Here is an 18604-nt window from a genome sequence, read left to right on the forward strand (position 1 = left end):
ACCTTTCAAGATAAAGTGACACTAGGGGGGGGTAGGGGGGTAATAGTCAGCTAAAAAGCTTGTTAAAGCATATTGATAGGCTTGGTCTTAGTTGTGCTTTCGTTGACCAAAATCAAAGCTAAACGCAGGTGATTGCCTTAACTTGTTCATTCAGATAACATCCTCTGGTTACTGCCGTTAGGAGGCTAATTGTCTGATATGAAAGGATTCGTTCTCAATATATTTCATAAGATATTGCTGGGTAATTTGTTGATCGCGCTAGTGCCACTAGCGGGTTTGTTTTTCCTCATAGATAACGCTCAAAGCGATCGTTTAGCGAGTGTCGAGAACGAACTACGACTAGAAGCAACATCCATCGCCGGCGATATTACTCGTTGGGCTGAAATGAATCGTCGCCTACTGTCACAGAACAGTTTGAATGTCGATATTCAATCGATGCAAGAGTCTCGTCAAAAACCAATTCTTCAAAATATGCAGCAAAGTTATGATTGGGCATTTCTTATATATGCCTTATCGGGTGACGGTTTCATGACTGCTCGCAGTGATGACAAAAGTATTTTAAATCCAGATGGTAGCAAAGCTCACTTTCGTGGTGATCGTGGCTACTTTAAGTCACTTGCCGCTGGTGACCCAATCGGCCAATCGGTGGTGATGAGTCGTACTATTAACTTGCCTGTTTATGTACTGTGCGTACCGATTGAAAGTGCTGGCGACAAGCAAGAAAACTCATTATGTATGGCGAGTAAGCTGGAAGATATTTCTCAGACCGTGGCCAATACTAAGTTAGGGAAGACGGGTTTTGCCTTCTTAACGTCAGATGAAGACAAGCTAATCGCATCTGGTGAGTTTTCAGTTGATCAGAGAAGTGGCTTACAAGACATGTCCGACTATCCGATACTTGCTAAATCCAGCCCCAAGCAATTGTATACCTTTGACCAGAGTGGCAAAAAAATTGTATCTTATTCTGTGGAGGCTGGTTTCGGTTGGCGTCTAGTGATTCAGCAGGATTACGATGAAGTTTTCCAATCTGTAACCGATGCCAGGCGCAGCGCGTGGTTGGTCATTGCGTTAACCATTCTTGCTATAGCGCTACTTGCCATGTTTTTTAGCCGAGAGCTATCGTCGGCTATTAGAAAGCTAACAGTATTGGCAGATGACTACAGTAAAGGCCTTTTCGACAAAGTTAACTTGGGCCTAACACGTAGTGATGAAGTGGGGGACTTGGCTCGTGCGATTGACCGTATGGGGAAAAGTATCCGCATAGCGATTAGTAAACTAAATGATAAATAATTATTGAGGAGTATTGAATGCTTGATTTCTCTGAAACTGTCGCAGAAATAGACAAACTCGTGAAAACTAAACAGTCAGGTGCTCTGTTTATTGTTAGTAACAATCGCTTGGCACGTATGTACGTCAGAAGTGGAGAGATAAGCTCTCTAGCTTACAACCGCAAGACGGGCATTGAAGCGCTGACAGAGTTAAAACAAGTCATACAGGCAAAAGTGGGTTACCACAACGGACAAAATGCGCCTATCGATGAGTCGCTACCCGACACCGACAGCATCATGACATTCTTGAGAGAAGGAATGGGTGATCTGTTTTTGAAGCGTTCGTACTTTAAAGTCGACGCACCACAAGAGTTGCTCGATAAAATTAAGGGTGCTTATGTTGCAGTGATTGGTCCAATTGGCGAAGTACTGTTTGAAGACTCTCTGAAAGAAAGTAAAGATCTACCTTTCCTTGTGACCAGCCTGCGTCGTCAGATGGAAACAGATGCGGATGTGAGTGAGTTTAACCGTAACCTTGAACTTGCCGATATCTGGCCAGAATAAGTCTGCCCCTTTGATTGTTTGCTAATCAAAATAAAAAATGTTTATATTCTTCGTTAATAATTAACGAGGAATAGGGCGATGCATACCGGCTTGGACATGCAACAAATTGTAGATGATATTGCAGCTGAAATGTTGTCACGACCCGATCGTGGCAAAGTTGCGACCTACATTCCTCAACTCGCTTGTGTAGACCCTGCTCATTTTGGCATCTCGGTCGTCATGGAAGATGGCACGAGCTATAACGCAGGTGACGCAACAACGCCGTTCTCTATTCAAAGTATCTCCAAAATGTTTACGCTCACTATGGCGCTTGGCAAAATGGGCGATGCGGTTTGGAAACGTGTTGGTCGTGAGCCATCCGGCGATCCGTTTAACTCCATCGTACAACTTGAAGTTGAGCATGGCCGCCCCCGTAATCCTTTTATAAATGCGGGTGCAATTGCGATTGCCGACGCTATTATGATGGGCCACGAGCCAAAAGAAACCTTGGCAGAAATCCTTCAATTCATGCGTTTTCTTTCGGATGATGACAGCGTATATATCGATGAAAAAGTAGCTCGATCAGAGCAGCTTACCGGCGATAGGAATGCGTCGCTCGCTCACTTCATGGCCTCATTTGGGCACTTTAAAAACCCGGTTGATAAGGTGCTGGGCGTTTATTTTCATCACTGCTCACTAGCCATGACGTGTCACCAGTTAGCTAAGGCAGGTGCATTCTTAGTATCCGATGGTACAAGCCAATTAATCAACTCAAAAGTGGTTGGCCCACAGCGTGCCCGACGGATTAACTCACTCATGTTGTTATGCGGGCACTACGACGGTTCGGGAGAGTTTGCCTTTCGTGTAGGGCTTCCCGGAAAGAGTGGTGTTGGTGGTGGAATCTTGGCAGTTGCTCCAGGAAAGGCGTCCATAGCTGTTTGGTCTCCCGGTTTAGATGTGGTGGGTAACAGCCATCTAGGCACACTCGCCTTAGAACAGTTGGCTGAGAAAACTGGTTGGTCAGTATTCGCTAAGTAGTGTTGTTTTAACAAATGTATGTTAATTATTCACGGTAATCCGGACATTTACATGGACAATATGCCGAGACTGAATCACACCTTGCTAGTCTCGTACCATTAATCCAAATAAAGATAAATAAAAGGGCTGGTTAAGAAATGGTTCAGTAGATAACCGTAGAATAGGACCTGCCTACTAGGGGCTTCAACGGCAATAATAAGAAGTAAAATAATAATAAGAAGAAAAAAGTCGTTGTATTGCTGTAAAAATCTGGGGTCTGTACATTCATTTGTGCAGCCCCTTTTTTATTGGTTGGATTGTTGTTCTCGCATTTCTTAACAGGCTACACTGTTAGGTAATCTTAGAGGAGACATATCCCCATGCGTTACCTACACACTATGATCCGCGTTTCTGATCTTGAAGCGTCATTAGACTTTTTTTGTAACAAGCTAGGTATGATCGAAACGCGTCGAGTTGATGATGAACAAGACCGTTATAGCCTAATCTATCTTGCTGCACCTGCAGATGTTGAAGCGGCAAAAACAGACAAATCCAAAGAGTTAGAGCTGACCTACAACTGGGATACAGAAGATTACGGCTTTGCGCGTAACTTTGGTCACCTTGCTTATGAAGTTGATAACATCTATGAGACTTGCCAGAAGCTAGTCGATGCGGGCGTTACTATCAACTATCCACCACGCGGTGGTCACATGGCCTTCCTAAAATCACCTGATAATATTTCAATAGAGCTACTGCAAGTCGGTGATGCACTGCCACCTGCTGAGCCTTGGATTTCGATGGAAAATATTGGTTCTTGGTGAGGTATTGGAAATGAGCCAGCTAGAAATCTATCAGTTCCCTTACGAGTGGGACGACAACTATGGTGTACTACTTCACAGCCCTGAGACCGGTGAAACAGCCTGTATTGATGCGGGTGTAGCGAAGACCTACCAAGCGACACTGGATGAAAAAGGTTGGAACCTGACGCATATCCTTGTCACTCATCACCACCGTGACCATGTCACTGGTTTGGTTGAGCTAAAAGAAAATAACAACGCCACTGTCATTGGCCCTGACTATATTGGGAAAGGGCATATTCCTGCGATAGATCAGCGTGTCAGAGATGGTGATACATTTACTTTTGCAGGACAAAAAGTACGTGTCATCTATGTGCCGGGTCATACCATGGACTTGGTGTCGTATTACTTTGAAGAACAAGGCGCTGTCTTTGTCGGAGATACCTTGTTTGCGATGGGTTGCGGAAAAGCCTTTGAAGGCACTGCTGAAATGGTGTGGCAGAGCCTGCAAAAGTTGATGGCGTTGCCAGAAGATACCGTCATTTATTGCAGTCATGAGTACACGCAAGAAAATGCACAGTTTGCCATTACAGTAGACCCAACAAATGCAGCACTGCAAGCGCGTATGGTTGAGGTTGACCGTTTACGTGCAGCCGATATTCCGACTGTGCCATTTACCTTAGCAACCGAGTTAGCCACCAACCCTTTCTTGCGTCCAAACAGCAAAGCAATGCGTAAACATCTTGAGATGGAAAGCGCGACGGATGAAGAGGTGTTTGTTGAAGTGCGCCGATTACGAGACGTGTAAAGAGTACCCAGCTCTCCATAAAAGACGACTTAGATTTCATACCCAATGAGTGTCTTTAGGAGAGCTTTTTTTACCGTCAAATAATGGCGGTTTTTTTGTTTAAAATTTGACTGCATCTAGATTATTTACCCCAGCGTATAGATTCTAATAAGAAAATTATAGGCGCGTATTATGGAACTCTTTTTTGGCTACTTGGCAGGGGTGTTAACACTGATTAATCCGTGTGTACTGCCAGTATTGCCGATTGTTTTAGCATCAGCGATGCAAGCAGGGCGTCATGGTCCACTCGCTATTGCCGTAGGTATGAGTCTCTCATTTGTTATCTTAGGTATGACCGTCGCAACCGTTGGTCACAGCATTGGTTTAACCGAAGATAGACTCTCGCAAATTGGTGCAGTGCTGATGATGGTGTTTGGCCTAGTGCTACTCATTCCACAACTCAACGAACGATTTGCAACCGCTACCGCGAGCTTTAGTGGCTCAGCAGATCAGCAAATGAATCAACTTAAAGTGTCGAGTATGAGAAGCCAGTTTTTTGGCGGTATACTACTAGGCGCGGTGTGGTCTCCATGTGTTGGCCCAACCTTAGGCGGTGCCATTTCCCTTGCCAGCCAAGGTGAAAGTTTGTTGTGGGTGTTTGCAATCATGACCAGTTTTGCACTAGGTGTTTCTAGCATTATTTTGCTACTGGGCTACGGCACAGGAGAAGCGATTCGCCGTCGTCAGCAACAGTTGCGCGGTCTTGCGGAGCGAGCTAAACCGATTATGGGTATCACCTTCCTAGTCGTGGGAATTATGATTTTCTTTAAATTTCATCATCTGATTGAAGCATGTTTAGTCGACGTGCTACCAGACTGGTTTCAAGATCTTTCGACTACGTATTAATTGAGGAATAGTTATGAAACGTCGTACATTTATTGGTTTAGTGGCAGGACTTACGTTAGCGCCAAGCCTATTATTTGCAGGAACAGAGCTGATTTACACGCCGGGTTTGATCAAGGAAAAGTTGGCAGAAGGTAAGACAGTCTTTGTTGATTATGCAGCTTCTTGGTGTAGCACCTGTAAGCGTCAAGAGCGTGTAAGAGATCAGCTGCGTGAAAGTAACCCAGAGTATGATAAGAACTTAGTATTTATTCGTGTGGAATGGGATGTTTATAATTCGCACGCGGTTACTACAGATCGCAATATTCCACGTCGCTCAACGTTACTCGTGTTGCGTGGTGACAAAGAGTTAGGGCGCATTGTATCGGGCACTAGTGTCAATGAAATAAAAGCGTTAATGGATAAAGGCATCGCTAAAGAGTCGTAGTTAGCCCGTTATTTCAGACGTAAAAAAGCGCGCTACCAGTGACTGGTCAGCGCGCTTTTTTTATTGCGTAAAACTAACTTAATTGTTTAAAAACGGACTTCACACACAGCACGGTTATCGGTGCTGACCTTGCGCCATTTACCCGTCCAAGTACCGTTGTTTTGTGCTGCATACAATGGGCACTTAGTGTTTGCTTGATTAGCATCCCAAATATAACCAGAGTCTACTTCACGTGTGTTACGCGTAGGTACTGGAGCAGGAGCTGTAAAGTTGACATAAGTCGTTGGCGCCGCTGTCACAACGGGAAGTTGCTGTGCTGTACCAAACTCAACTTCACATACTGCACGGTTGTTGGTGCTGACCTTGCGCCATTTACCCGTCCAAGTACCGTTGTTTTGTGCTGCATATAACGGGCACTTACTGTTCGCCTGATTAGCATCCCAGATATAACCAGAGTCAACTTCACGCGTGCTTTTACTCGGTACGTGATGAACTGGCGCTGGTGCTGCCTGAGCAGCTTGCACTTTGCGAAGCGGTTGGTATCTAACTTCACAAACTGCTGCATTGTTAGCACCTACTTTACGCCATTTACCTGTCCATGTTCCATTAGTCTGCTGGGCAATTAAAGGGCACTTACGGTTTGCTTGAGTAGCATCCCAAATACCACCTGCTGACACTTCACGAACAGTATTGCGATCTTGACGTGACGGTTTTACGACAGGTTTAATCGCGACGACTCTTGGTGGTATTGGCTTTACTACAGGCTTAACGAGTACTTTGATCTCACAGGTAGATCTTTCACCCACTGACGACCAACGCTTAGTCCAAGTCCCTTTGTTTTGTTGTGCTAACTGAAGGCAACGCTTATTCGCATGTGGTTGATTCCAGATCTTTCCAGCTTGAACCTTAATTGTTTTATAGGTCGGTCTGACAGGTTGAACTGCCTTACGTGGTTTAATTTCGATTTGACAGAAAGACGGAACTTGAGCGGTTTTAGCGCTCCACTTACCCGTCCAGCGGCCGCCTTTTTCTTTAGCGATTTGTGGGCAACGTTGGTTAGCGTGTTGCTGATTCCATAGTTGCTGCGCATTTACCTTGATCAGTTGGCCCTGTCTAGGTGCTGGCTTTGGTGGCGCAATGATTTTTACAACTGGGTCTGGCACAACGATTTGGCAATGACCATCTAATGAGCCCGGCTTTAGTGTGTAGCGACCAGTCCATTGTCCTCTGACTTTTTGAGCGGCCCTTTTACAGCGAATGTCTGCAAAGAACTTACTAAAAAGTGGTCCAGCTTCAACGTTAATTGTTTTTGCTTGAACCGTACTAGCGGTAGATACACCTGCAATCACGAGTGATGCAAATAATGCTGATTTTCCCATGCTGCTAGCACGAGTGTTTGTTTTTTTCATTATGAAATAGCCTCCTTAAAATCAAGTATTTAGAAATTATCACACTATGACTGCCTAATGTTGGCAAATATAGGTAAGTGGCGATTGAGTGATACAATCTCCTTTCTCAAAACACATTCGATCCCTTTTTAAATTGAATATTAGCCTACAAAACGACGTGAAAACGAAGCTACAAAAGGTAAGCCCTTATCTGCTTGAGCGTTTATCGCGTCTTCAGTTACTAGACCCTCAACAAACTGTTTTGTTCACTCGTTTATGTGGCGGCATGACTAATCAGGTGTATTTGCTCACGCAGGGTGAGGTGCGTGTCACTGTTAAAATGTATGACACATCGACACAAGCGACAAACCCGTTATACCCCAACTTACCCGCAATAGAAGTGCGTGCCTTGGATTACTTGTCTCAGTCAGAGTTAGCGCCGCAGTTGCTAGATAGTTGGGAAAAGCAAACGGTTAATAGATGTGAAACCAGCGCAACATTGGTTTATGAGTACTTAGCAGGGAGCGTTTGGCAGAGCGATACGATTGCGGTTGCCCAGCTGTTATCACGACTTCACAACTCGACTGTCACGCCACCACCGGATTGGTTACGACCATTGCCATTGAGTGCATATGAGGCCTGTTTGCATGGCGACGCGATACTACTGCAGGTTAATGCTCCTGAGATTAGTCGTTTGAAACAGTTACGACCTAACTCACCAAGTAGAGAGCAGGTCGTGGAGAAAAGCTTTGTCCACGGTGATTGTTGGGGTGGGAATTTCATTCAGAGTGAAATGGGCTTGCGACTCATTGATTGGCAGTGTCCCGGTGTGGGTGATGCGGTAGAAGATATTACCAACTTTCTATCGCCAGGAATGATGTCGTTTTGTCGTGATGAGCCATTGAGTGACGATGAGAGGCAGGATTTCTTTAAGTCGTATGACAATGCAGCGGTTATCGAGCGTTATAAAAGGGATACAGCAAGTTGGCACTGGCGTTTAGCGTGTTATTACCTTTATCGTCAGGCGCATTTAAACGATGTAAATCCCGAGTTGTCAGACGGTTATGGCGAGGCGTTAGCAAAAGAAGTGGCTTATCTTCAAGCGCTGCACTGAATCTATCTGTGCAGCGCTTTTCGCATTTGTTAAATAGTTAAAGCATGCCGCTCGTTGTGACCATATCTTCTACCCAAACAGATTTTTGTGTTTTAGGGTCTTTGTATTCATACAAACGCACGATGTAATTCATACCCACCTTTGGTGTGAAACCTTCAATACCCGGAAAGTTTGACTGCCGCGTGCGTTATCTTTAATGCGAATCCAGTTGGAATCATACTTCGCTTCACGCCATTCAATGCCTTTTGCTGTGCTGTTTAACTCAATAAATTTACGGACACCTTCACCGCCATGCTTCGTTTCAGCGGTTTCCATGCCTTTGAAATTTAACTTGTCGCCGCTGGCCGTGCTTAGCGTCAAGGTTTGACCGTTCAGTGAGTATTGAGTGACGCGACTTAGCAAGCGACTAACTTCCGCATCTGACTGCATCAAAGTACCCGCGCAAGCACGTTTTGTCGCCATCATAGGGCCAATAGAGAATGTATTTGGCACACCTACCGTCAACAAGCCTGACATCGCGTTACAACCGCCTGTAATGCTGATGCGATTAGCTTTGATAGATGCTTGGTATCGGTTAGCAGCATCACCCGTTTGAAGCAGGTTTGATGCGGCTTGACCAGATGTTTGATGGCTAACTAACTGCCAAGTCATAGCCGTTAGTGAGGCTGTATTGGTAATTGGTTTAGCGATAGGCGTCGCACTGTTATTAGGTTTTGTGTCCATGTTTGTTCCCGCGCAAGCTGTTACAAACATACCAGAGAGTAGCAGTGGCAGGAGTCGCTTATGTGTAGTCATCATTATTTTCACTCCAGTGTAGTCATTAAGTCTAACGATTATGGACTGTTATTTTTTGTATAAGTTTACGACTGTTTACTCTTTTTTGCATATCGCCGCTCTAGTGTGTAGATAAGCCAGCAACCCAAGGTATACATCAATAAGTCATTCCAACTAAAGCTGTTTCCAATCGCAATTCGCAGTACTTTGTTTTCGATGCCTAGTAGATCAATTACATGAAAATACTGCGCGAACTCAATGGTAAAAGAAAATATCAGCACTGCGATCACAAGCTTTGTCGGTGCAATATCGACGATACCTTTTGCAAAACAGTAAATCAGAAGCACCACTAAAAAATCTCCAAAAGCATGTCGAATAAACGAGGTGCTTGGAACATAGATGGCGATAATTACTTCTGTAATGAACAGTGCCAATGCGCACCAAAGATAAAATGATTTAGTCATGTTAAGAGTATGACGGACAGATGTGCAGATTCTGTGGTTATTCAATGTTTGAATTTTGCAGTGAATACGGTGTTAGAATTGCGCCTGATAGATACTGACCATCAAAGGTCCGTTTGAAATTTTATGAATGATGAGGTGCTTAAAATGTACGAAAACAGAGACACCATCGCACGACTGCGCGAAGACATTCCATCATTCAAATGCACGCCAGGTTGTCACGATTGCTGCGGTCCAGTGACGACTTCTTCGGAAGAAATGTCGCGTCTACCAGTGAAAACAGATGCTGAGCATGATGCAGCATTTGAAGAACTTAACTGCGTACATTTAGGCCCAAATGGCTGTACAGTTTATGGAGAGCGCCCGCTAATCTGTCGATTATTTGGGACAACGCCAACACTGCCTTGCCCAAATGGTTGTCGCCCAGACTCCATGATCGATCCTGATATTGAGAAACAAGTCCATTTTTACATTGCCAATACTCGACAAGTGCTCGTTTAAATTATTGATCTTATGGCGTCGGTGCTGACAACTTAGGTTCTTTCCAGGTACTGACAGCACCTGATTGGTCAGTTAACGTGATATGACGCCAGCCCTTTGTAGACGTATTCGAAATAATAATAGGTGTCACAATGTTTTGCCAGTGATCAATAAGGGTCGCTTCAGTACTCATTGCAACGCCATCTGCGGCTTTATTTTCTATGTAAGCATCGTTATATCGAGTAATTTCCGCCTGTCTCGTTTGAATCAACCAAACTCGGCAAGTCGTCTCCATGCAGCTCTCTGCTTCCAAGTCCCCAATAAATAACTCGACAGTTAACGGCTTATTATCTAGCTCAACACGCTTAGTGGTGCTAATCGCTCCTGAGCAGCTGTCACTGAGACCTTGCTGTTTAAGGAAAGCACAGGCAAATAACGAGTCGTTAAGCGCATTCAATGTCTTCGTCAGTGCCCCATTTACCGCACCTTTTTCAATCGAATGTTTATAGGTTTCATATCTAGTTACATCTCGATTACTCTCGCTTTTACGAGGCGTTTTAGCCTCATAAAGGTGATCAATGGTGTCGTAAACTAATGGCTTAGAGGTTTCATAAAGCACTAACTGAGGCGAGCTAGGGTTTAGAGCCATATAAATCCCAATAGTGCCAATAATGCCCCATAAAATTAAGTTGAATAACCCAGTATCAGCACTCTTTAGTTTGCCATACTTATTTAAGTATTTACGCCAAAAGAAACATGAAAAAAAGTAAGCAAAAATTAGAAAAAGTAATACAACAGGGGATAAGGAATCAGGCAAAAGTAGCGTGATAAAAGCAAGTAGACCACAGACTAAAAGTGGTACGTGCAGGATTAGTCTACGCTTTATCCATTGTGTTGGTTTCATTGGCTTCTCTGGTTTTTGGCGACAAAAGACTTAGTAATGATGTTGCGCCTTGTATATCTCAAGGTACTTACTTTACGCAATTATTGACACCTTTGGATGCAGCTTCAGTGTGAGTGGCTCAACTCCCCCATAAATGTTCATCGCAACAATCAGTTAGTCAGTATAACCATCAACGATTAATGCCAGATTAAAAAACGATCAAAGCCAGCCAGATCGTAATACCTCATAACACGCACCCATTGTATGGTAGTCAGTCTTGGCAATAGGCGATTTTTTGTCGTTAATTTTCTGATTATCTTGCGTCAATGATTGATACCAAGCGCCATACTTATGGTCGACTAAATGCTCCCAGCTGTACTCCCAGATTTTCTGATACCAGTCTTTGTAAATAGTTTCTTTAGTCGTTTTAGCAAGGAGTGCCGCTGCGGCAATACCTTCTGCCTGTACCCAGCAATATTTATCACCATCACAGATGTTACCGTCGAGATCAAAGCCATAACATAAGCCGCCATTGTCATCATCCCAAGCAATATCCACAGCAGAATCAAAGAGTGTTTTAGCGGTCAGTACCGACCAATCATTTTTTCGATGGCGATGCAAAATCAATAACAACTTTGCCCACTCAGCTTGGTGGCCTGTTTGAAATCCCCAAGGACGAAATAGATTTTTTGGGTCATTTTTATTGTATTCCCAGTCTATTTCCCAGTTTTCGTTGTAGTGTTCCCACACTAAGTTGCCCCATTTATCAGCGAGCGTATAGGTTAGATTAGTGGCTATTACCTCGGCGCGGTCTAAGAAGCGAACTTCGCCTGTGGCTTCGTACGCCCACAACATCGCTTCACAACTATGCAGATTGGAGTTTTGACCACGATAGGGGTCTATGACGCTAAAATCAGCATTGGCTTCATCACGGTAGAGTCCTGCCTCTTCGTCCCAGCAGTGCTTTTCCATAATAGCCCATGCAGAATCGATTGTTTTTCGTCCTTCTGCAACACCGGCTAATAATGCAGTCGCGCCAGCGGTCATAACGAAGGCTAAGCCATAGCAATGATTAGAGTCATCTTCCACACCATCTTTGCCTAGCACCCAGGCGTAACCTGACTCACTCGTTTGTCGATGTGCTGTTTCTAGGTGGGCTAAGCCATGCCTAATCCAAGTCTGATAACTGCTATCTTTGAAGTGTCTTGCGGCCATTGAGAAGTTAAATACAAAGCGCGCGCTACCGACTAAATGACGCGTATGAGGGTCATAAATGGAGCCATTATCACGGAAGTTCTGAAAGAAGCCGCCATTTTCATCAAAAACATTAGGCTTATAAAACGCCAATGTTTTTTGTATGTGTTGCTCTAAAGTGTTGACTGATTGGAAGTCGGGGAACTTCATATTACCTGCCTTACCGATTAAAGTTTTAAGTGCTGGCACGTTTGTTTAGCAGCGATAATTGACCGCTTACTTGGCACAAAAACAAACGATTTCTGTAGAGCCTTCTAATATTTATTGCTCGTACCTTTTGCGCATCACTAATAATGATTATTTAATAACCTGCTATTTAACAGATATATTACTTAGTATTAAATACTCACGATTAATTTAAAAGGGTTTAAAGGAAATTAGATCTTAATACTTCATAACACGCACCCATTGTATGATAATCCGTCTTCCCAACAGGTGACTTGAGATTGTCCATTTTTTGGTTGCTTCGTGTCAGTATTCGATACCAAGCACCGTACTCATGATCAATCATATGGTTCCAACTGTACTGCCAAATTTTCTGATACCAGTCGCTGTAAACACTCTTTCCCGTTGCATGTGCTAATAGTGCCGCTGCGGCGAAACTCTCCGCTTGCACCCAGAAGTACTTGTCACCATCACAGACATTACCCTCTAGGTCAAAGCCATAACAAATACCGCCATTCTCAATATCCCATGAGATATCTAGCGCACGATCAAACAATTTCTTAGCGGTCGGAATAGACCAGTCATTGGGGCGGTGACGGTGCAATATTAATAATAACTTTGCCCACTCTGTTTGGTGGCCGGGTTGGAAACCCCAAGGGCGGAATAGATTTTTTGGATCTTCCTTGTTGTAGTCCCAATCAATGTCCCAATTTTCATCATAGTGCTCCCAAACTAAGCCGCCACTTTTAGCAGCTTGGACTTGGGTGATGTTGTTTGCTAATAACTCGGCACGGTCTAAATAGCGCACATCACCAGTCGCTTCATACGCCCATAACATTGCTTCGCAGCTATGCATATTGGCGTTTTGCCCACGGTAAGGGTCAATAACACTAAAGTCAGCATTGGCTTCGTCACAGTAAAGGCCTGCTTCTGCATCCCAGAAGTGCTTTTCCATGAGCGTCCATGCCGCTTCCAAAGACTGACGGCCTGCTTCCACACCAGCAAGCAAAGCGGTTGAGCCAGCAACCATAACAAAGGCCAAACCATAACAATGGTTAGTAGCATCGACCACGCCAGTCTCATCTAACACCCATGAGTAACCGCGCTCGCCATTGGGTTGGCGATGCGCAGTTTCAAGGTAATCTAAACCATGTTCGACCCAAGGCAAGTAACTATCATCAGCAGAGTAACGTGCGGCCATTGCATAGTTAAATACAAAGCGACTGCTACTGACTAAATGACGGGTTTCCGCATCATAAACACTGCCATCATCACGAAAATTTTGGAAGAAACCACCCGCAGCATCAAATACATTGGGCTTATAAAAAGCCAATGTTCGCTGGATATGTTGTTCCAAGGTATAGGCTGACTTGAAGTCTATCTGTGCCATGGTGCGTACCTTGCAAGTTAAAGTGGGTTTAAGCGGTGTCGGTAATGGTATTGCCCGCTTCATCAAACCAGTAAACCATGCTCTCACGGCACTGGAGCTGCACGTTTTCACCGGTCTTGTATTCACGTTCTGGGTCTGCACGAACGACTAATGTACCCACGTTTTCAACATCAACGTGTACAAAGCTATCACTACCGAGCAATTCTGCAATACCGATCACGCCCGATATGTGTCCATTTTCAACAATGTCGATATGCTCAGGGCGAACCCCTAGTTGCGTTGCTGTTTCTGGTTTGCTGCAACCGCGAGTTGTACGAATAACTGACTTGTCACCTAGCTCAACACTATCATCGGAAGAGGGCTTACAGCTCACGATATTCATCCGTGGTGAGCCGATAAATGTCGCCACAAACAGGTTGGATGGGTTGCGGTAGAGTTCGAGTGGTTTGCCCACTTGCTCAATGGTTCCCGAAGAAAATACCACGATGCGATCGGCCAATGTCATTGCTTCCACTTGGTCATGCGTCACATAGATCATGGTTGCTTGCAGCTTGTGTTGTAGGCGCGCTATTTGCACACGCATATCAACACGTAATGCGGCATCTAGGTTTGACAGTGGCTCATCAAATAAAAATGCTTTTGGGTTACGCACGATGCAGCGACCGATGGCGACACGCTGGCGTTGACCACCTGATAGGTCTTTCGGTTTGCGATCTAGCAGACTATCTAGCTTTAGTACGTCAGATGCTTCAGCGACACGCTCCTTGATCTCTGCACGGCTTTTCCCTGCAACTTTCAGTGGGAAGCCCATGTTTTCGCCAACGGTTTTGTGCGGGTAAAGTGCATAAGACTGAAACACCATCGACAAGCCACGCTCAGAGGCAGACAGTGCAGTCACATCTTCACCGTCGATAAACACTTGCCCATCACTGGTTTCTTCAAGACCTGCAATCAGCCGTAGCATGGTTGACTTGCCGCAACCAGATGGCCCGACAAACACAACGAATTCTTTGTCATTAATTACGAAGTCCACACCTTTGATAACGTTGACGTCACCGAAGCTTTTGTGGATATTTTTAAGTTCAATCTGTGCCATGGTCGGCTCCTTGCATTACCCAATCGAGATAGACAGACGCTGTCCATGTGAAGTCTTTACCGCCGAGGCCTTCGCCAGTAATAGGGTCGAAATATTCGAAAAATTTACTCTGTGTGATGAGTGCTTCCGAGTCAGCCCGGATGCGCTCCGCTCGCTCAGTTTCACCGTGCTCAGCAAAACCTCTACCGATGCTGTCATTGATCACGTGCCAGACTGGGCCGCGCCAATATCGCTTTGCATCAAAGTCTGCATGGTCAGGGTCAAAGCTTGGCACCATGAACTTGACCTTGTTTGATATGCGATCAAATTCACCCATCAATTTCTCATGTCGGCCTTCTTCATAAACACCTGCAAAACATGATAAGAAGCTTGCTGATGATACGCTGTTAATGTGTTTTTGCTCGACGGGGTCGTAGCAGGTGTAAGCGTTAACCTTGTCATTCCACAAGTTTTTCCAGCCGCGATCTAAGCTTTCTATGTGCTGTTGCACGGTGCTTAGTGCTGCTTGGTTATCGGGTTGGTGCTTTTGAAGTAATGCCAAAAGGTCACGGCTGGAGCGTAATAAAAACGCCGTCATGCCGGGGTCCACCATCCGAAACGGTGAGTGCTGACCGAGGTGGTCTTGTCGCCATTGATGATCGCGACCATATTTTATAATAGTTAGGTAGCGGTCGTACTGTTCTTTCGTTGGGCGTTGGCTTGCATCAACATGGTCTAAGTCACGACGTGTGTAAGGTGGTAAGTCGGCTATCTCGACACGTGCCATGCCACTGTCCCAGTCAGACATGTTGTCACGGCCAGATTCCCACGGGTGAATGATGGCAATCGCTTCCGTTTGTGGCTCTTGGCGCGCCACTATAAACCACTCGTGCCAGCGAACTAAACGACGCAACATATCATGCATTTCTATGCTGTCATCGAGCGGGTGAGTGTCATCTAAACGTCGGATTACTGATGCTAAAACAGGCGGTTGGGTAATGCCCGAAGTCGGCGTGAATTGACCGGTTTTCCAAATGCTAGGACCAGGAAAATAACCATCGTGATGGCCTCTAAACATAATGTGAGGAATCATGCCGTCAGGCCACTGCGAAGAAGCCAGTTGTTGAACTTCTTGCCACGCACGCACAGGGTTTATAAAGCGATAACCGAGTGCCGCAAAGGCTGAGTCCCAGTTAAATTGCACCGGGTACAAACCCTGTGTTGGTAAGGAATAAGTCCCACGGTCATTGGTCTTTAAAATATCAATGGCGTCTTGGTAGAGTGAATGAGTCATAAGTGTTGTTATCCTTTCACACTGCCGGCCGTAAGACCCTGCACAAGGAAGCGTTCAGCCCATAAGAAGATCACTAGAATAGGGGCGGTCGCAATCACTGCACCAGCCATTAAATGCTGCCTAGGTACTTCTGAAGAGTTGAGCGATACCACGCCTCGCGACAAGGTAAACATATCCGGATCGTCCAAGAACATGAAGGCAAAGAGGAACTCATTCCAAGCAATCATGAAGACATAGAGGGAGACCGAGGCGAGAGCGGGTAAGCTCAGCGGAAGGGTAATGGTTAAGATCACACGAATACGGGAACAGCCATCCATCATGCCTGCTTCTTCTAGCTCACGGGGTAAACCACGGAAGTAACCTTGTAGCATATAGAGTGCGACAGGCAGTGTGGTTGCAGGATAAACTAGCAACAGCCCCGTCAAACTATTGCGCAAACCAAGCTGTGAAAAAACAGCATAGAGCGGAATAACTAAAACGATCGCAGGTACAAGGTAGATCATTAGAATGGAGCGTGATAACAGCACACGACCGGGGAAGTTTAAACGCGACACGGCATAAGCACCCGGCACTGCAAATAGCAGCGTAATAATGACTGTTGTGACCGATACGATAGTGGCATTTAACAGGTAAGTGTCGAAGTTAAACTTGGTGAAAAGCTCAATGTAAGAGCGGAACAAGTCTGGCAGTGACTGACCAAAGTCAGGCATCAAATTCAGCGGATTCATTAGCAACTCTTGCTGGCTCTTCAAGCTCGACATAATCAATACGTAGAGCGGTAGCAAGATCATGACACCAAAGAACAGAAAGCCGAAGTGACGCATTGAACTGATGAAGGAGAGCTCAAGGTTTCGTCGGTTAATACTGTCTTTGTCTAACGTCGCTAAAATGTTGTACATGACGGTACTTTGTATCCATGAAAACCCTGCAATACCGAGTAATTGCCACAATATTCCATCACTTAACGGTGCATTAAAGGGTTGGAATAGCGACAGCAGTAATAGTGTTACTGCATGAATCACAAAACTGATTTGCTTATGTCGTGTATCACGTCCAGTGCGTGAGGCAATCGCTATCCAGATCGCACCAATGATGCCAGTGATAAAGAACACAGACAGTGTCGGGCGAATCGGTAAACCACTTAACAGCGCGATGATAACGGTGATGGAAATACCGCTGAGTACAGCCCAAATGCCGCCTGTTAGCATCACATAAAAGGGTGTTAGGTACTTAATCATAATCCTTCCTCCTTCGGGATACTGCGGAAGTAAAGCAGTGACATGATGAGTAGCAGTACAAAAATAACCACAGCAACGGCTGAGCCTGCACCTAAGTTACTGAGCGCAAAAGCTTGCTCGTAAACGTCTACGGTGAGGGTACGTGTGCCTGCGTTTCCGCCGGTGAGGAGAAAGATGTCGTCGAACTTGTTAAACGTCCAAATGAAACGCAATAAGAACAATACCGCCAAAATGCCTGCAAGCTGCGGCAGTGACAGACTCCAGAATTGTTGCAGCGGTGATGCGCCATCCATTTCCGCGGCTTCGTACATATCAGTGGGGATGGATTGCATCCTCGCCATAATGAACATAAACGCGAGCGGAAAGTAACGCCAAATCTCAAAGGCGATAACCATCGACAGTGCCACGGGAAATTGGAACTCCATACCAAACAAGTCAATCGGTGTATCACGTATGCCGAAGAAGTTTATCGACTCACTGACCACGCCCATTTGTTTGAGCAGTGCGTTGACCACGCCTGAGTAGGGGTCAAATAGTACTAACCATGTAAACGCCATGGCGATAACAGGCGCAACGTAAGGGAAGAGAAATAAGCCTCGAACGACGGTTCGGCCTTTAAACTCCCGTTGCAGTAGCTGTGCGGCAAATAAACCCATGATGAGTGCGCCGATAGTCCCTGCAAAGGTATAAACCATCGTGACCCAAAGCACATGCCAAAAGCTTTCGGAATCAAATATTTTGGTGAAGTTTGACGTGGTGAAACTAAAGTTAGTTAACACGTTATCAGATGTGCCACTCATTAACGGTGTAATGCTTTTGAGGGGCACGGGATTTTTAATATACGAAGCATCTGCGGTGACCGGTATTTTTAATCGCTCACTAAACTTAGCGGGAAAGTCGTCAAAGTCACAACTTAGATCAGGCGCAGCGTACTGACAGCGAGGATCAACTTCTGTGATGGTGATGCCCGTCGGCATGGTTGCTTTGAAGGTGATGTCGCTAACCGGTTTTTGTTGCGAGGTGTTACGCAAACGAAACTCTAAAATAGCACTATCGCCCGCTGCTTCTAAGCTACCACGGAGCCGTGCTTTGGCCGTTGCTTCTGGTGCACGTAAGTCGTTTAAAGTGACGGGTTTAACACTAATCCAGAAGGTTGCGGCGAGTGGTAATAATACAATTGCTAATACCACAAATATAGTTGGCAACAGCATACTGTAGGCGAGTTTGGCCTCGCGCCGCGCCATTGGTCCGGCTGTAGTACTCATGCTTTTTGCTCGAAGTAAGGGTTTAAAGGGATTAATACTCCACAAAGCACAGTCAAAAAGGGGAGGCTTTGTGAAGTATTA

General features: G+C 45.2%; 19 protein-coding genes. 9 read left to right on the forward strand and 10 right to left on the reverse strand.

The annotated features are described in order from the left end of the window. Positions 1 to 198: 198 nt before the first annotated feature. From DKT75_RS07835 to DKT75_RS07865, 7 genes are all read left to right on the forward strand, one after another. Entirely contained in the window at positions 199 to 1290 is a 1092-nt protein-coding gene (locus tag DKT75_RS07835) for a cache domain-containing protein (protein ID WP_109822870.1), read from the forward strand. A gap of 17 nt (positions 1291 to 1307) precedes the next feature. Beyond that, a complete protein-coding gene (locus DKT75_RS07840; protein ID WP_109822871.1) occupies positions 1308 to 1832 on the forward strand; it encodes a DUF8082 domain-containing protein in 525 nt (174 codons plus the stop codon). A 78-nt stretch (positions 1833 to 1910) separates the two neighbouring features. Beyond that, positions 1911 to 2849: a glutaminase gene (locus DKT75_RS07845; RefSeq protein ID WP_211665263.1), complete on the forward strand. Its 939-nt coding sequence runs from the start codon at positions 1911 to 1913 to the stop codon at positions 2847 to 2849. A gap of 359 nt (positions 2850 to 3208) precedes the next feature. Continuing rightward, positions 3209 to 3649, forward strand: coding sequence for a VOC family protein (locus DKT75_RS07850; protein ID WP_109822872.1), 441 nt, complete (start codon positions 3209 to 3211; stop codon positions 3647 to 3649). Positions 3650 to 3659: 10 nt separating this feature from the next. Further along, positions 3660 to 4433 (forward strand): hydroxyacylglutathione hydrolase, encoded by a 774-nt coding sequence (gloB, locus tag DKT75_RS07855; RefSeq protein ID WP_109822873.1) that lies wholly within the window; start codon positions 3660 to 3662, stop codon positions 4431 to 4433. Positions 4434 to 4604: 171 nt separating this feature from the next. Continuing rightward, entirely contained in the window at positions 4605 to 5318 is a 714-nt protein-coding gene (locus tag DKT75_RS07860; RefSeq protein WP_109822874.1) for a cytochrome c biogenesis CcdA family protein, read from the forward strand. Between the two features lie 13 nt (positions 5319 to 5331). Beyond that, positions 5332 to 5742, forward strand: a complete 411-nt coding sequence (locus DKT75_RS07865) for a thioredoxin family protein (protein ID WP_109822875.1) — start codon at positions 5332 to 5334, stop codon at positions 5740 to 5742. 86 nt (positions 5743 to 5828) lie between these two features. Here the strand turns inward: DKT75_RS07865 and DKT75_RS07870 are convergent, their stop codons facing one another. Next, the gene (locus DKT75_RS07870; protein ID WP_109822876.1) at positions 5829 to 7151 is read right to left on the reverse strand and encodes a mannan-binding protein; all 1323 of its coding nucleotides are present in this window, start codon (positions 7149 to 7151) and stop codon (positions 5829 to 5831) included. Between the two features lie 157 nt (positions 7152 to 7308). On the opposite strand from DKT75_RS07870, the gene DKT75_RS07875 reads away from it, so the two are divergent. After that, complete coding sequence (locus DKT75_RS07875) at positions 7309 to 8244, forward strand: aminoglycoside phosphotransferase family protein (protein ID WP_109822877.1); 936 nt, start codon at positions 7309 to 7311, stop codon at positions 8242 to 8244. A 129-nt stretch (positions 8245 to 8373) separates the two neighbouring features. On the opposite strand, the gene DKT75_RS07880 is transcribed toward DKT75_RS07875, so the two are convergent. Continuing rightward, positions 8374 to 9042: an META domain-containing protein gene (locus DKT75_RS07880; protein ID WP_109822878.1), complete on the reverse strand. Its 669-nt coding sequence runs from the start codon at positions 9040 to 9042 to the stop codon at positions 8374 to 8376. Between the two features lie 62 nt (positions 9043 to 9104). Then, entirely contained in the window at positions 9105 to 9482 is a 378-nt protein-coding gene (locus tag DKT75_RS07885; RefSeq protein WP_109822879.1) for a ribosomal maturation YjgA family protein, read from the reverse strand. A gap of 144 nt (positions 9483 to 9626) precedes the next feature. Here DKT75_RS07885 and DKT75_RS07890 point away from each other — a divergent pair, with 144 nt between their 5' ends. Then, complete coding sequence (locus DKT75_RS07890) at positions 9627 to 9980, forward strand: YkgJ family cysteine cluster protein (protein WP_109822934.1); 354 nt, start codon at positions 9627 to 9629, stop codon at positions 9978 to 9980. A 10-nt stretch (positions 9981 to 9990) separates the two neighbouring features. Here DKT75_RS07890 and DKT75_RS07895 read toward each other — a convergent pair whose 3' ends face one another. From DKT75_RS07895 to DKT75_RS07925, 7 genes are all read right to left on the reverse strand, one after another. Continuing rightward, a complete protein-coding gene (locus DKT75_RS07895; RefSeq protein WP_109822880.1) occupies positions 9991 to 10863 on the reverse strand; it encodes a hypothetical protein in 873 nt (290 codons plus the stop codon). 198 nt (positions 10864 to 11061) lie between these two features. Further along, positions 11062 to 12246, reverse strand: coding sequence for an AGE family epimerase/isomerase (locus DKT75_RS07900; protein WP_109822881.1), 1185 nt, complete (start codon positions 12244 to 12246; stop codon positions 11062 to 11064). A gap of 217 nt (positions 12247 to 12463) precedes the next feature. Further along, positions 12464 to 13651 (reverse strand): AGE family epimerase/isomerase, encoded by a 1188-nt coding sequence (locus DKT75_RS07905; RefSeq protein ID WP_211665265.1) that lies wholly within the window; start codon positions 13649 to 13651, stop codon positions 12464 to 12466. Positions 13652 to 13679: 28 nt separating this feature from the next. Beyond that, positions 13680 to 14747 carry an ABC transporter ATP-binding protein gene (locus tag DKT75_RS07910; protein WP_109822883.1) on the reverse strand — a complete coding sequence of 356 codons (1068 nt, stop codon included), beginning with the start codon at positions 14745 to 14747 and terminating at the stop codon, positions 13680 to 13682. Further along, positions 14734 to 16020, reverse strand: coding sequence for an MGH1-like glycoside hydrolase domain-containing protein (locus DKT75_RS07915; protein ID WP_109822884.1), 1287 nt, complete (start codon positions 16018 to 16020; stop codon positions 14734 to 14736). Before DKT75_RS07915 ends, DKT75_RS07910 begins: the two co-directional genes overlap by 14 nt. 8 nt (positions 16021 to 16028) lie before the next feature. Beyond that, positions 16029 to 17258: a carbohydrate ABC transporter permease gene (locus tag DKT75_RS07920; RefSeq protein WP_109822885.1), complete on the reverse strand. Its 1230-nt coding sequence runs from the start codon at positions 17256 to 17258 to the stop codon at positions 16029 to 16031. Next, positions 17255 to 18523 (reverse strand): carbohydrate ABC transporter permease, encoded by a 1269-nt coding sequence (locus tag DKT75_RS07925; RefSeq protein WP_211665268.1) that lies wholly within the window; start codon positions 18521 to 18523, stop codon positions 17255 to 17257. Before DKT75_RS07925 ends, DKT75_RS07920 begins: the two co-directional genes overlap by 4 nt. Between the last annotated feature and the right edge of the window lie 81 nt (positions 18524 to 18604).

This window comes from Leucothrix arctica (assembly GCF_003172895.1).
Classification (GTDB): domain Bacteria; phylum Pseudomonadota; class Gammaproteobacteria; order Thiotrichales; family Thiotrichaceae; genus Leucothrix; species Leucothrix arctica.